This window comes from Mesorhizobium erdmanii USDA 3471 (genome assembly GCF_000472705.1).
In the GTDB taxonomy this organism is placed as follows: domain Bacteria; phylum Pseudomonadota; class Alphaproteobacteria; order Rhizobiales; family Rhizobiaceae; genus Mesorhizobium; species Mesorhizobium erdmanii.
In genome coordinates this window covers 145,698-159,297 of sequence record NZ_AXAE01000016.1, presented here as the reverse complement: position 1 = coordinate 159,297, position 13,600 = coordinate 145,698, and the positions used below count along the sequence as shown (strand labels likewise).

Here is a 13,600-nt window from a genome sequence, read left to right as displayed (position 1 = left end):
TATGACATGCGCCGTACAGCAGTGCGGCGCATGATTCATTTCATCTCCGCGAGATTGTGCCCATGATGCGTCAGTATGAGCTTGTCGAGCGCGTCCAGCGCTACAAGCCTGACGTCAACGAGGCGCTGCTCAACAAGGCCTATGTCTATGCCATGCAGAAGCATGGCCACCAGAAGCGTGCTTCCGGCGACCCCTATTTCTCGCATCCGCTCGAAGTCGCCGCCATCCTCACCGAAATGCACATGGACGAGGCGACCATCGCCGTCGCCCTGCTGCATGACACCATCGAGGACACCACGGCGACGCGGGCCGAGATCGACGACCTGTTCGGCCCGGAGATGGGCAAGCTGGTCGAGGGCCTGACCAAGCTGAAGAAACTCGATCTCGTCTCCAAGAAGGCCGAGCAGGCGGAAAACCTGCGCAAGCTCTTGCTGGCGATTTCGGAAGACGTACGCGTCTTGCTGGTCAAGCTCGCCGACCGTTTGCACAACATGCGCACTCTCGACCATATGCCCGAGGCCAAGCGCCTGCGCATTGCCGAGGAGACGATGGACATCTACGCGCCGCTGGCCGGGCGCATGGGCATGCAAGGCATGCGCGAGGAACTGGAAGAGATCGCCTTCCGCTTTATCAATCCGGAAGCCCACCGCGCCGTTACCGCGCGGCTTGCCGAGATCTTCGAGCGCAACAAGGGCGTGCTGACCGACATTGAAAAGGCGCTGTCGGCGCTGTTTGAAAAGCATGCCATCAACGCCGGTGTGAAGAGCCGGCAGAAGAAGCCCTGGTCGGTATTCCGCAAGATGGAGGCCAAGGCCCTGTCCTTCGAGCAGCTGTCCGATATTTTCGGCTTCCGTGTCGTCGTCGATACGGTCGAGGACTGCTATCGCGCGCTCGGCGCCATTCACACCACATGGTCGATGGTGCCCGGCCGCTTCAAGGACTACATCTCGACGCCGAAGCAGAACGATTACCGTTCCATCCACACCACCATCGTTGGCCCCTCGCGCCAGCGCGTCGAGCTGCAGATCCGTACCCGCGAGATGAACAAGATAGCCGAATACGGCGTCGCGGCACACTCGATCTACAAGGACACCGGCGGCAAGACCAACGGGGCCGGCCATGCGATCTCCAAGGAGACCAACGCCTATGCCTGGCTGCGACGCACCATCGAGCAGCTCGCCGAAGGCGACAATCCCGAGGATTTCCTCGAAAACACCAAGCTGGAACTGTTCCAGGACCAGGTGTTCTGCTTCACCCCGAAAGGCATGCTGATCGCGTTGCCGCGCGGTGCCACGCCCATCGATTTCGCCTATGCGGTGCACACCGATGTCGGCGACACCTGCGTCGGCGCCAAGGTCAATGGCCGCATCATGCCGCTGATGACGGAACTGAAGAACGGCGACGAAGTCGAGATCATCCGTTCCAAGGCGCAAGTGCCGCCGGCCGCCTGGGAATCGGTCGTGGTCACCGGCAAGGCGCGCGCCGCCATCCGCCGCGCCACCAAGAACGCCATCCGCAAGCAGTATTCGGGCCTTGGTGCGCGCATTCTGGAGCGCGCATTCGAACGGGCCGGCAAGAATTTCACCAAGGAAAGCCTGAAACCGGTGCTGCACCGGCTGGCGCGCAAGGACATCGAGGATGTGCTGGCGTCTGTCGGCCGCGGTGAACTGGCCTCCACCGACGTCATGAAGGCGGTCTTCCCCGACTACAAGGACGAGCGTGTCACACAGGCCGCACCCAAACAGCGCGAGGAGGGCTGGTCGAAGATCCGCAACGCCGCCGGTATGCTGTTCCAGATCCCGGGCCGCGCTGCGCGCAAGGACAAGGACCAGCCCCGCGACGGCGCCGTGCCGATCCGCGGCGTGCGCGGAGACCTGCCGGTGCGCTTCGCGCCGGAAGGGGCCGTGCCGGGCGACCGCATCGTCGGCATCGTCCAGCCGGGCACCGGCATCACCATCTATCCGATCCAGTCGCCGGCGCTGCAGGCCTTCGACGACCAGCCCGAGCGCTGGATCGACGTGCGCTGGGACATCGACGAGCGCACCAAGGAACGGTTTCCCGCGCGCGTCTCGGTCACCGCCATCAATGCACCGGGCTCGCTTGCCGATATCGCTCAGGTCGTCGCGTCCAACGACGCCAACATCCATACGCTGTCGATGGTGCGCACCGCGCCCGACTTCACGGAAATGCTGATCGATCTCGAGGTCTGGGACCTGAAGCATCTCAACCGGCTGCTGTCGCAGCTCAAGGACAATTCCAGCGTCAGCGATGCACGGCGTGTGAATGGCTGACATCGCTGATCTATGTGGGGATAGGCGCAGATGAAGACCGATGAAGTGCTGAGCATTTTCCGTGAGGCTGGTGCTGTTCTGGAGGGGCATTTCATCCTGACCTCGGGCTTGCGCAGCCCCGTCTTTCTGCAGAAGGCGAGAGTCTTCATGCATGCCGACATGACCGAGCGCTTGTGCAGGGCGCTGGCCGAGAAGATCCGCGCCGCGGTGCCGGGCAAGATAGACTATGTCGTCGGCCCGGCGATCGGCGGCTTGATCCCGGCCTACGAGACCTCGCGCCATCTCGGCGTGCCGGCGATCTGGGTCGAGCGGGAAGGGGGCGAGTTCCGCCTGCGCCGCTTCGAGATCGACCGGGGCGCCCGCGTCGTCATTGTCGAGGACATCGTCACCACCGGCCTGTCGATCCGCGAAACCATCGATTGCCTGCGCGAGCTCGGCGCTGACGTGGTAGCCGCGGCCTGCATCATCGACCGTTCGGCCGGCAAGACCCATGTCGGCGTACCGCTGATCGCGCTCGCCGAATATGAAGTTCCGGCCTATCCGCCGGATCGGCTTCCGCCGGAGCTTGCCGCCATACCGGCGATCAAGCCCGGCAGTCGCAACATCTGACTGTGCATGCCGCCCAAAAGTGTGCAGCGGTTTGGGAGGGACGACATGCATGAAGGCAAATTGGCAATGATCGTCGGCATCGATCATTTCGTGTTGACGGTGGCGTCGCTCGAAGCCACCTGCGCCTTTTACCAGCGCGTGCTGGGCCTCGAGCGCATCGATACGCCGGGCCGGCCAACGGCGCTGGCTTTTGGCTCCCAGAAGATCAATGTCCACGAGATCAGCCACACCTTCGAGCCGAAGGCGAAGATCCCGACGCCTGGATCCGGCGATTTCTGCCTGGTCACCGATCGCCCAATCGGCGAACTGCTCGCCAGCCTCGAGGTCAATGGTGTGTTGGTGGAGGTTGGGCCGGTCGAACGGATCGGGGCGCGGGGCGCGATGATGTCGGTCTATTTCCGCGACCCGGATGGCAATCTTGTCGAAGTCAGCCAGTACTTGCGGTAATTCCTCAAGCATTCGGCCGCGACAAAAAAAGCCGAGGCCGCTTCTCAAATTCGCCGTGATTGTCCGGTGTTGGAGATGAACCTTACCAAAAATTATGGCGGTGCGACCGCTGTGCAGGCGACCTTCGGTTGTTGTCGGGGTTGCGGATGGCTATATCAAAGTCGCGATTGCCTTTCGGCGACCGCCAAGCGCAAGATGTGGCGGTCGAAGCCGGCTGGAGACGGCCGGCATGCAAGCCGTGAGTTGTCGGGAATAGGAAAAGAGTGCTTTTTCGACGTCGCAAGCCTGATGGCCTTTTCGAGCGGGTGCGTACCTATCTGTGGCCGCGCCGTTCGTTTTCGCGCTCGCTGCAGTATTTCTCCAAGCGCATTCTGCGGCTGAAGGCCACGCCGCATGCGGTGGCCGCCGGTGTGGCGGCTGGCGTCTTCGCTTCATTCTTTCCCGTGGGGTTCCATTTCATCATCGCCGCCGTTTTGTGTTGGGTGATCGCCGGCAATCTGGTGGCGGCGGCACTCGGGGCTGTTTTCTTCGGCAATCCGCTGACCTTTCCCATTCTGTGGGGCGCGTCCTGGGAAACCGGCAAGCTCATCTTGCATGATCGCCTGCCGGCCCACGGCCCGCCGGAGCATCTGGGCGAGATGCTGCACAAGCTTTCCTTCGCGAAACTGTGGCATCCCGTGCTGGAACCCATGCTGATCGGCGCGGTGCCGCTCGGGCTGGTGTTCGGTCTCCTGTTCTACGGCGTCACGCGCTGGGGCATGAATGTTTTCCGCGAGCAACGACGCAAGCGGCTGGCAGAGCGCGCGAACCGTCGTGCGCAGTCCGCCCATCCCGGTGGAAGCATTGGTTCCGCCGCGCAATGATCATCGGCATTGGTAGTGACCTGATCGACATCAGGCGCATCGAGAAGTCGCTGGAGCGTCACGGCCTCCGCTTCGTCCAGAGAATCTACACCGAGGTCGAACAGGCGCGTTCTGAAAATCGACGCGCCCGCGCCGCCTCATACGCCAAGCGCTTTGCAGCCAAGGAGGCCTGCGCCAAGGCACTGGGCACGGGCCTGGCGCAAGGTGTGTTTTGGCGCGACATGGGCGTCGTCAACCTGCCCAGCGGCGCGCCGACCATGGCACTGACCGGCGGCGCGCTGACGCGGCTGCAAAAAATCCTGCCTCGCGGGCATAGAGCGGCCATCCACCTCACCATCACGGATGATTTCCCGCTCGCTCAAGCCTTTGTGATCATCGAGGCGTTGCCCGTCGAAGAAGCGCCACATTGATTGCATTTGACGACCGGCATTGACGTTGCCCAGCGCGCGCCGAGACTCTATACATCCAACGCACAATCGAGGACGACATGAGCGTGGCTGAAAAATCCCAGAAGAAATCCGGCGGGCTTGGCGAAACCGTCAGCGTCATCGTCCAGGCGCTTTTGCTTGCGCTCGTCATCCGCACGCTCTTGTTCCAGCCCTTCTCGATCCCGTCGGGGTCGATGCGGCCGACGCTTCTGGAAGGCGACTATCTGTTCGTCACCAAATGGTCTTACGGCTATTCGCGCTATTCGTTGCCGTTCGGCCCCGACCTGTTCTCGGGGCGCATCTGGGGCTCCGAGCCCAAGCGTGGCGACGTGGTGGTGTTCAAATTCCCGCCGGATCCGTCCGTTGACTACATCAAGCGCGTGGTCGGCCTGCCTGGCGACAAGATTCAGATGAAGAATGGCCAGCTGTTCATCAATGGCGTCGGCGTGCCGCGCGTGAAGACCGGCCAGATCGACAACCCCGACATCACCGAAATGCCTCAGCCTATCGACGTCTACAGGGAAACCCTGCCCAACGGCGTCAGCTACGACACGCTCGACCTCAATCCGAATTCGATCGGCGACAACACGCGTGAATTCGACGTCCCGCCCGGCCACTATTTCATGATGGGCGACAACAGGGACAATTCCGCCGACAGCCGCTTCACCGTCGGCTACGTTCCGGCCGAAAACTTAGTCGGCCGCGCCAACCTCGTCTTCTTCTCGATCGCCGGCAAGGCGAGCCCGCTCGAAATCTGGAAATGGCCGTCGCTGATGCGTGCTTCGCGCCTGTTCCATTTCGTCAATTAGGGATGGCTGCGGCGAAACGGCTGACCGCCGACGCGCTCGCCGAGGCGCTTGTGGAACGCACGGGCCATGCCTTTGCCGATCGCCAGCGCCTGCAGCGCGCGTTGACCCACGCTAGTGCCCGTGGCGCCAATGCCGGCACCGACTATGAGCGTTTTGAGTTTCTCGGCGACCGGGTTCTGGGCCTGGTCGTGGCCGACATGCTGCTGGCGACGTTTCCCGATGCGGCGGAAGGCGAACTGTCGCTGCGGCTCAACGCGCTGGTCAATGCCGAGGCGCTTTCCGAGATCGCCGAACATATCGGGCTGCCCGACCTGATCCGGGCCGGGTCCGATGTGCGCGGGCTCGAAGGCCGCAAACGCGTCAATCTGCGCGCCGATGCGTTGGAATCGCTGATCGCCGTGCTCTATCTGGACGGCGGCTTGGCAGCGGCCCGCGCGTTCATCCACAGATACTGGCAGCCACGTTCGCAAGCGTCGGGCGCGGCGCGCCGTGACGCCAAGACAGAATTGCAGGAATGGGCGCATCAGGCGGCGAGTGCCGTTCCGGCCTACCAGATCGACAGCCGAGAGGGGCCCGACCACGATCCGCTATTCACGGTCAGCGTCAAGGTTGGTGCATTTCAGCCGGCGACGGGCAGTGGCCGTTCCAAGCGTGAAGCGGAACAGGCAGCCGCGGCTGCCCTTCTGCTGCGCGAAGGTGTATGGAACGCGGCATGACGGATATTGAAATTGCTGAAGCCCCTGCCACGCACTCCGGTTTTGTCGCGCTGATCGGCGCGCCCAATGCCGGCAAGTCGACGCTGGTCAACCAGTTGGTCGGCGCCAAGGTGTCGATCGTCACCCACAAGGTGCAGACGACCCGTGCCATCGTGCGCGGTATCGCCACGCATGACAATGCGCAGATTGTCTTTGTCGACACGCCAGGCATCTTCAAGCCCAAGCGGCGCCTCGACACCGCGATGGTGACCACCGCCTGGGGCGGTGCCAAGGATGCTGATATTGTCCTGCTGCTGATCGATGCCGAGCGCGGCATCAGGGGTGATGCCGATGCCATTCTCGAACGGTTGAAGGACGTGCGCCAGCCGGTGGCGCTGATCCTCAACAAGGTCGACCGGGTCAAGCACGAGACGCTTCTGGCCCTGTCCGCGGCCGCCAACGAGAAAGTGCCGTTCAAGCGCACCTTCATGGTCTCGGCGCTGACCGGCTCCGGCTGCAAGGACCTGCTCGACTACCTGGCGCAGGCGCTGCCGGCCGGCCCTTGGTACTATCCCGAAGACCAGATTTCCGACCTGCCGATGCGACAGCTGGCGGCCGAGATCACCCGCGAAAAACTCTATCTCAGGCTGCATCAGGAATTACCCTATTCCTCGCATATCGAGACCGAGAAATGGGAGGAGAAGCCGGACGGCTCGGTGCGCATCGACCAGACCATCTATGTCGAGCGCGACAGCCAGAAGAAGATCGTGCTCGGCCACAAGGGCGAAACGATCCGCGCCATCGGCCAGGCCGCGCGCATGGAGATTTCGGGCATCCTCGAACAGAAGGTGCATCTGTTCCTGTTCGTCAAGGTGCGTGAAAACTGGGGCGACGATCCCGAGCGGTATCGCGAGATGGGTCTCGAATTCCCCCATTGATGGACGGCAAGCTGAACATCGATGCGGCTTTGGTCAGCCGCTTGGTCGCCGCGCAATTTCCACGCTGGAAGCATCTTGCGATCAGGCCGGTCGAATTTGGCGGATGGGACAACAGGACCTTTCATCTCGGCGACGAGATGACTGTCCGGCTGCCGAGCGCCGCAACCTATTGCCTGCAGGTGGAAAAGGAACATCGCTGGCTGCCCCGGCTGGCGCCGCTTCTGCCACTGCCCATCCCCGTGCCGCTGGCGATGGGAGTTCCAGCTGACGGTTATTCCTGGCATTGGTCCGTCTATGGCTGGATCGAAGGTGAGACCGCGAAGTGGGAGCGCATTGCCGACCTGTCGCAATTCGCGGCGGACCTGGCCACGTTCCTGATTGCGTTGAAACGCATCGACCCCACTGGCGGCCCGTCGCCCGGGCAGCACAATTTCTTTCGAGGCGGACCGCTGACGGTCTATGACGGCGAGGCAAGGCAAGCGATCGCCGCACTCGGCCGACGCATCGATGCCGACGCGGCGAGTGCCGTCTGGGAAGCCGCGCTTGCCGCCACCTGGCAGGGGTCGCCTGTCTGGTTCCATGGCGATGTCAGCTGGGGCAACCTCCTTGTCAAAAAGGGTCGTCTGAGCGCCGTAATCGACTTCGGCACCTCCGGTGTCGGCGATCCCTCATGTGACCTGGCGATCGCCTGGACGTTGTTCGAGGGCGAGAACAGGGAGGTTTTCCGCTCGGCTGTTGCCGTCGACGATACGACTTGGGCGCGCGGACGCGGCTGGGCGCTGTGGAAGGCGCTGATCACCGTCGCTGGACATACGCACAATCAGGCAGAGGTCGAAAAGTCTCGGCGCGTGATCGACGAAATACTGGCTGATCACGGGGACTCAGCGTGACGTGATTCCGCGACCCTCGTTGTCTCTCGCTCGCCAACGCTCATCGCGTGGGCTCGAGAAAGCGGTTCTGCATCGGTGCACGGCGAGCAGGCTGCTGTCACAATCGAGAATTCCGCAGCCCGCTCCTGCGTGTTTTTGACTGCTTTGGCGAGATCTGACCGACCTGGCAGGCGGCATTGGACTTCCTCCCGACATCGCGGAGGGAGGGGCGGCGACTCAGATCGGCTGCACGCAAAATTGCGGTTACTTTTCACGATAAATAGCCAAAAATGCCATTTTCAGGCTATTTCGTGGAAATATCTCATGCTGAAAGCTTACTTAGCCGAGAAACTATCGGAATATATATTGAATATGTGACGTTGTTCCAATTGTGCCAAGCGATTTCTTGACAAGTGTTATTTGTGCAACACAGCATTAATCTGTTCACAGAATCGCCGTTATTTCCAAAACCGTCATTGAAGGCGGAGGATTGATGGGTATGTTCGCCGCGAAAAGGGGACGCGGTGCGCGCCTTTTTCGTTGTGGGGGTGAGGCGGGAAAACATATCCGCCAGCCACAAATCCGAAGCCATTTAAACTATGACTGGAGAGGTCAGAAAATGAACATCAAGAGCCTCCTTCTCGGCTCAGCCGCGGCCCTGATCGCGGTCTCCGGCGCTCGCGCCGCGGACGCTGTCGTCGTCGCCGAACCGGAACCGGCCGAATACGTAAAGATCTGCGACGTCTACGGCGCCGGCTACTTCTATATCCCGGGCACCGAGACCTGCCTGCGCATCGGCGGCTATGTCCGCTATGACATCGGCGTCGGCGACGCCGGCTCGCTCGATGGTGTCAACCATGTCCCGGACGTTCGGGATGGCAGCAGTCATTCGACCTACTACAAGAACACCCGCTTCACGCTGAAGACCTGGACCGGCCAGGAAACCGAGCTCGGCACGTTGAAGACCTACACCGAGACACGAATCAATTTCGGCAACAAGCCCGGCGATTACTCTAAGGGGGCTACCGATTGGCAGGCTGTAAACAAGACTCCTATCTCGCTGCGTTTCGCCTGGATTCAGCTCGGTGGTCTGCGCGTCGGCAAGGACGATACGGCTTTTGATACGTTCATCGGCTATGCCGGTAGCGTCATCCAGGATACGCTGGTTCCGTATGGCGGGCAGGAGAGCAACGTCGTCCAGTACTACTTCGACGCGGGCAGCGGCTTCTCGGGACTGGTCTCGCTCGAAGAAGGCGCCGGCACCGGCACCATCGACAGCTATGTTCCGCATGTCGTCGGCGGCTTGAAGTACAAGGGCGATTGGGGTGCGATCACCGGTGTCGTCGCGTACGACAGCAACTATGAAGAAGTCGCCGGCAAGGTTCGCTTGGACGTAAACGTCAGCAAGCAGTTCACGCTGTTCGTCATGGGCGGCTACGGCACCGACGACAACCTCAACGATCCGACCAACTTCGTCAATGCCAAGGGTCGCGGCTTCTACAAGCAGTGGGGCGGCAACTGGGCAATCTGGGGCGGCGGCACCTATAAGTTCAACGACAAGACCGCGTTCAATGCCCAGGTTTCCTATGACGACTGGAAGAACCTCGGCATCGCCGCCAACGTTGCCTATACCGTTGTGCCCGGCTTTACCGTCACGGCTGAAGTCGACTACCTCAATGCAGGCAAGTTCGGCGACGCCGACTTCAACAACTGGACCAAGGCTACCAAGAAGAGCAGCCTCGGCGGCATCCTCCGCTTCCAGCGTTCGTTCTAACGATCGACTGGTCCCCTCGAACGCCCGCAGCACATCGCTGCGGGCGTTTTTTGCGCGCTCTCCGGGTGGCTGCCTGCCAGAGCAAGGGACCTCATCTTGATTTCGCCACCCAACCGGTGAAAAACTCCGGCATGGAATGGCGCGACGAGGGAATCATTCTCGGCACCCGCAAGCATGGCGAAACCAGCGCCATTCTCGAGGTGATGACACGTGCGCATGGCCGTCATCTCGGTCTCGTGCGCGGTGGCCGCTCGCGCAAGCAACAGCCTGTTCTGCAGCCCGGCAATCGCGTCGATCTCATGTGGCGGGCCCGCCTTGACGAACATCTTGGGACGTTCCAGGCCGAGGCGATCGAGATGAATGCAGCGCGGCTGATGGATAGTGCCGTCGCCGTCTACGGACTGCAGACCATGGCCGCGCATCTGCGCCTCTTGCCCGAGCGCGACGCCCATGGCGGCCTCTACGAAGCGCTTGCCGTGATGATCGTCCATCTCGACGATGCCGATGCCGCCGGCGAACTGGTGGCGCGTTTCGAGCTTCTGATTCTCGATGAACTCGGCTTCGGCCTCGATCTCAGCCAATGCGCCGCCACCGGCACAAGGCAGGATCTTGCCTATGTCTCGCCGAAGTCGGGTCGCGCGGTGTCGCGCGAAGCCGGCGCGCCGTGGCGTGACAAGATGCTGGCGCTGCCGGCCTTTTTGCAGCGCGGCTCCGGCTTGCGCGCCGATCCAGCGGCGGTGGAGGATGCCTTCCGGCTTACCGGCTTCTTCTTTGGTCGCCACGTCTACGAGCCGCGTGCCATCGAACAGCCCGATGCCCGCGCCGGCTTTCTTGCCGCGCTGCGCAAGCACCATGCCGCGCGCAAAACCATTGCCGGAGAAAATGCAGCATGAGCGCAAGTCTAACTCCGGAGGGGCGGGCCTCGCTGCTGGCCTTCGGCACCGAGACATGTTCGATATTTCCAGCCGCCGATCTGGCGGCACGTTGAGCTTCCGATTGTGCATTTTTCTGGCCGTTTAGCCGCCGCATTTGAATGTCAGTGAGATGAAATGTCAGTGAAAACTGGCCTGGTTTGGGGGAACCGCCATGTTTGAAAGCCTGATCGGCCTTGTCGCCATCATCGCCTTGTTCGTCATCATTTCGCGCCAGCAGAGCCGCATCGGTCTTGTCGAGCGCGAGCTCGGCGCGCTGCGCAGTCTCGTCCTTTCAGGCGCCGTGCCGTCGGTGGCCAAGCCGGCAGAAGAGGCCGCGACCGACAGCAAGCCTGCCGATGTGGTTCCAGCTGTATCTGCGGCTGCTATGGCTTCGCCTGTAGTAAGCGAGCCGGTCGCACAGGCGCAGACAACAGAAGCGGAAGCTCCGGCTGACGAGGCTGTGTCCGGCCCGTGGAGCGCTGGCGAGGCTCCGAAGGCCGCGGAACCTGTCGAGCCGATCGCAGCCCCCAAGGCGCCCGGCAAGCCGGACATCGAGACGGCGCTCGGCACCCGCTGGGCGGTCTGGGTCGGTGGCATCGCGCTGGCGCTGGGCGGCCTGTTCCTGATCCGCTACACCATCGAGGCCGGTATTTTCGGCCCCGGCGTGCGGCTCACTATGGCCGCGGTGCTCGGGCTGGTGCTGGTCGCCGGTGGTGAATTCGTCCGCCGCACCGGCTTCAAGGTGCCGGTGCAAGGTGTTGCCGGCGCCTATATTCCGGCGATCCTGACGGCGGCCGGTGCCTTCATCCTGTTCGGCACCGTTTATGCTGCCCATGGCATTTACGGCTTCATCGGCCCGGCGCTCGCCTTCACGCTGCTCGGTGTCATCGGCGTGGCGACGATCGCCGCCGCCCTGGTCCATGGCCTGGCGCTGGCCGGCATCGGTCTTGTCGGCGCCATCGTGACGCCGGCGCTGATCGCCTCGCAGGCGCCCAACCCCTGGGCGTTGTTCGGCTACGTCGCCATCGTCCTCGCCGCCACCGGCGTTATCGCCCGCATGCGCGACTGGAAAGCGCTGATGGCGGCGGCTTTCTTCGGCACCGGCATCTGGACCATTCTCTACATGATGGATGCGCCGGGGGCGAACCTGTCCGCCATCCTGTTCATCGATGCGGTTACGCTCGCCGTGCTGGCTTTTGTCTGGCTGACCAATCGTGGCGGCGAAGCAGACATCGCGACAGACCGCTTCGACTGGCCGTCGATCGTGCCGGGAGCTTTCGTTGCGTTTTCGGCGTTGGGCCTGTCCGTCGACACGACCTTTGTCGCCGCTGGCTATGCCTTGCCGGGGGCGTTCGTCCTCATTGCGCTTGTCGCCGTCGCACTCTATCGCCCGCGCACGGTGCCGCTGCTGCACGCCGCCGGACTGGTGACCGTGATGATCTATCTCGGCATCATTCCGCCCACCACCATCGGTTCCGATTTTTCGCAGGGCAATCTGGGCTTTGACGGTCTGCCGGTGGCGGCCGGAAATGCCTTGACCTTGCGCATCGGCATTGGCCTCGGCCTGGTCTTCGCCGCCGCCGGTTTCTGGGCCGCGCGCCGCTTCGCCGCCGTGGCGCGGATTCGCGCGGCAAGCTGGGCAGCGTGGGGTGTCATCGTGCCGCTGGTCATCCTGATCGCGCTCTGGTTCACCTACGGCAATCTCGACCGGGACTTCGTCTACGCCGCCGTCGCGGCGCTGCTGGTCGTGGTTTTCGCCGCTGGCGGCGAATGGATCGCGCGCGCAGAAGAGCCGGTACTCAAGGGCGGCATGGCAGTGTCGATTGCCCTCGGTGGCGCGGCGATCGCCGGCCTGTTGATGTTGCACATGGCTTTCGATTCCGGTTGGACCACCATCTTGCTCGGAGCAGCGGCCATCGTGCCGGCGCTGGCCACGCGCTGGCGTTCCTATCCGGTGCTTGGCTGGATTTCTGTTGGCGCGGCGATTGCGGTGCTTGGCCGCGTTGCCTTCGATCCGACCATCGTCGGTGCGGAATTCCTCTCCAAGACCCCCATATTCAACTGGCTGCTGCCGGGATACGGCGTGCCGGCGCTCGCCTTCGGCTTCGCCGCCTGGCAGCTTGCCCACACCACAAACGGTCGGCCGCGCCTCGCCATGGAAGCGGCGTCGGCGCTGTTCGCGCTGCTTGCCGTTGCCATGCTGGTGCGTCACGCCATGCATGGCGGTGTCATCGACACAGGTGCGATGACGCTTGCCGAGCAGGCGATCTACACGTTGATTGCCATCGGTGCCGGTGCCATCCTGGTCGCCATCGACATGCGCTCGCCAAGCTCGGTGCTGCGCTATGGTTCGATGGCCGCTGGCGTGGTTTCGGTCGCTTTGATCGTCATCCGGCATTTCGTGGTGCTGAACCCGCTGTTGTCAGATGAATCGACCGGCCGGATTCCAGTGTTCAACCTGTTGTTCCTTGCCTATCTCTTGCCGGCCATCGCTGCCGGCGGGCTGGCGCTGTATGTTCGCGACAAGCGGCCGAAATGGTATGCACAGATGTTGGCGGTGGTGGCGGCATTGCTTGCCCTGGCCTATGCCACGCTGTCGGTGAGGCGGCTGTTCAAGGGCGAATTCATCGCCCTGTGGAGCGGGCTTGGCCAGTTGGAGACCTACACCTACTCTGCATTATGGCTGGTGATCGGCGTGGCGTTGCTCACCGCCGGCGTCTGGCTGAAGTCGCAGGTGCTGCGCATTGCCTCCGCCGTGCTGATCGCGATTGCCGTGCTGAAGGTCTTCCTCTTCGACATGTCGGAGTTGGAGGGCGTGCTCAGGGCGCTGTCGTTCATCGGCCTCGGCGGCGTGCTGATCGGCATCGGGCTGTTCTACCAGCGGCTTTTGACTCGGGCGGCGAAGGAAAACGGATAAAGGCAAGCAAGAACAACAAGATTTCTGTCCAGTCGGGAATAAACCG

Annotated in this window: 12 protein-coding genes; all 12 read left to right on the top strand. The window is 62.6% G+C overall.

All coding sequences use genetic code 11. From position 1 onward, the window contains the following. The first annotated feature begins 62 nt into the window (after positions 1 to 62). The 12 genes from A3AU_RS0113805 (at position 63) to A3AU_RS0113750 (ending at position 13,554) form a co-directional block, all read left to right on the top strand. Positions 63 to 2,291, top strand: a complete 2,229-nt coding sequence (locus tag A3AU_RS0113805) for a RelA/SpoT family protein (protein ID WP_027053365.1) — start codon at positions 63 to 65, stop codon at positions 2,289 to 2,291. Between the two features lie 30 nt (positions 2,292 to 2,321). Then, complete coding sequence (pyrE, locus tag A3AU_RS0113800) at positions 2,322 to 2,900, top strand: orotate phosphoribosyltransferase (RefSeq protein WP_027053364.1); 579 nt, start codon at positions 2,322 to 2,324, stop codon at positions 2,898 to 2,900. A 66-nt stretch (positions 2,901 to 2,966) separates the two neighbouring features. After that, the gene (locus A3AU_RS0113795; protein WP_027053363.1) at positions 2,967 to 3,347 is read left to right on the top strand and encodes a VOC family protein; all 381 of its coding nucleotides are present in this window, start codon (positions 2,967 to 2,969) and stop codon (positions 3,345 to 3,347) included. A 263-nt stretch (positions 3,348 to 3,610) separates the two neighbouring features. Next, entirely contained in the window at positions 3,611 to 4,210 is a 600-nt protein-coding gene (locus tag A3AU_RS0113790) for a DUF2062 domain-containing protein (RefSeq protein ID WP_027053362.1), read from the top strand. Then, on the top strand, positions 4,207 to 4,620 hold the full coding sequence (gene acpS / locus A3AU_RS0113785; protein ID WP_027053361.1) for a holo-ACP synthase: 414 nt from the start codon (positions 4,207 to 4,209) through the stop codon (positions 4,618 to 4,620). Before A3AU_RS0113790 ends, acpS begins: the two co-directional genes overlap by 4 nt. A gap of 77 nt (positions 4,621 to 4,697) precedes the next feature. Further along, entirely contained in the window at positions 4,698 to 5,447 is a 750-nt protein-coding gene (lepB, locus tag A3AU_RS0113780; protein WP_027053360.1) for a signal peptidase I, read from the top strand. 2 nt (positions 5,448 to 5,449) lie between these two features. Then, positions 5,450 to 6,163 (top strand): ribonuclease III, encoded by a 714-nt coding sequence (gene rnc, locus A3AU_RS0113775; protein WP_027053359.1) that lies wholly within the window; start codon positions 5,450 to 5,452, stop codon positions 6,161 to 6,163. Continuing rightward, the gene (gene era / locus A3AU_RS0113770) at positions 6,148 to 7,080 is read left to right on the top strand and encodes a GTPase Era (RefSeq protein ID WP_154674584.1); all 933 of its coding nucleotides are present in this window, start codon (positions 6,148 to 6,150) and stop codon (positions 7,078 to 7,080) included. Before rnc ends, era begins: the two co-directional genes overlap by 16 nt. After that, a complete protein-coding gene (locus A3AU_RS0113765) occupies positions 7,080 to 7,970 on the top strand; it encodes an aminoglycoside phosphotransferase family protein (RefSeq protein WP_027053357.1) in 891 nt (296 codons plus the stop codon). Before era ends, A3AU_RS0113765 begins: the two co-directional genes overlap by 1 nt. A gap of 598 nt (positions 7,971 to 8,568) precedes the next feature. Beyond that, a complete protein-coding gene (locus A3AU_RS0113760; protein ID WP_027053356.1) occupies positions 8,569 to 9,723 on the top strand; it encodes a porin in 1,155 nt (384 codons plus the stop codon). 131 nt (positions 9,724 to 9,854) lie between these two features. Beyond that, positions 9,855 to 10,616 carry a DNA repair protein RecO gene (recO, locus tag A3AU_RS0113755; protein WP_027053355.1) on the top strand — a complete coding sequence of 254 codons (762 nt, stop codon included), beginning with the start codon at positions 9,855 to 9,857 and terminating at the stop codon, positions 10,614 to 10,616. A gap of 193 nt (positions 10,617 to 10,809) precedes the next feature. After that, positions 10,810 to 13,554: a DUF2339 domain-containing protein gene (locus A3AU_RS0113750; protein WP_027053354.1), complete on the top strand. Its 2,745-nt coding sequence runs from the start codon at positions 10,810 to 10,812 to the stop codon at positions 13,552 to 13,554. Positions 13,555 to 13,600 lie beyond the last annotated feature (46 nt).

What these genes read in the sequence shown, in the direction of transcription:
- rnc (WP_027053359.1), top strand. Translation starts at nt 5,450, where the DNA reads ATGGCTGCGGCGAAACGGCTGACCGCCGACGCGCTCGCCGAGGCGCTT.
- era (WP_154674584.1), top strand. Translation starts at nt 6,148, where the DNA reads ATGGAACGCGGCATGACGGATATTGAAATTGCTGAAGCCCCTGCCACG.
- A3AU_RS0113805 (WP_027053365.1), top strand. Translation starts at nt 63, where the DNA reads ATGATGCGTCAGTATGAGCTTGTCGAGCGCGTCCAGCGCTACAAGCCT.
- lepB (WP_027053360.1), top strand. Translation starts at nt 4,698, where the DNA reads ATGAGCGTGGCTGAAAAATCCCAGAAGAAATCCGGCGGGCTTGGCGAA.
- acpS (WP_027053361.1), top strand. Translation starts at nt 4,207, where the DNA reads ATGATCATCGGCATTGGTAGTGACCTGATCGACATCAGGCGCATCGAG.
- A3AU_RS0113750 (WP_027053354.1), top strand. Translation starts at nt 10,810, where the DNA reads ATGTTTGAAAGCCTGATCGGCCTTGTCGCCATCATCGCCTTGTTCGTC.
- pyrE (WP_027053364.1), top strand. Translation starts at nt 2,322, where the DNA reads ATGAAGACCGATGAAGTGCTGAGCATTTTCCGTGAGGCTGGTGCTGTT.
- A3AU_RS0113765 (WP_027053357.1), top strand. Translation starts at nt 7,080, where the DNA reads ATGGACGGCAAGCTGAACATCGATGCGGCTTTGGTCAGCCGCTTGGTC.
- recO (WP_027053355.1), top strand. Translation starts at nt 9,855, where the DNA reads ATGGAATGGCGCGACGAGGGAATCATTCTCGGCACCCGCAAGCATGGC.
- A3AU_RS0113795 (WP_027053363.1), top strand. Translation starts at nt 2,967, where the DNA reads ATGATCGTCGGCATCGATCATTTCGTGTTGACGGTGGCGTCGCTCGAA.
- A3AU_RS0113760 (WP_027053356.1), top strand. Translation starts at nt 8,569, where the DNA reads ATGAACATCAAGAGCCTCCTTCTCGGCTCAGCCGCGGCCCTGATCGCG.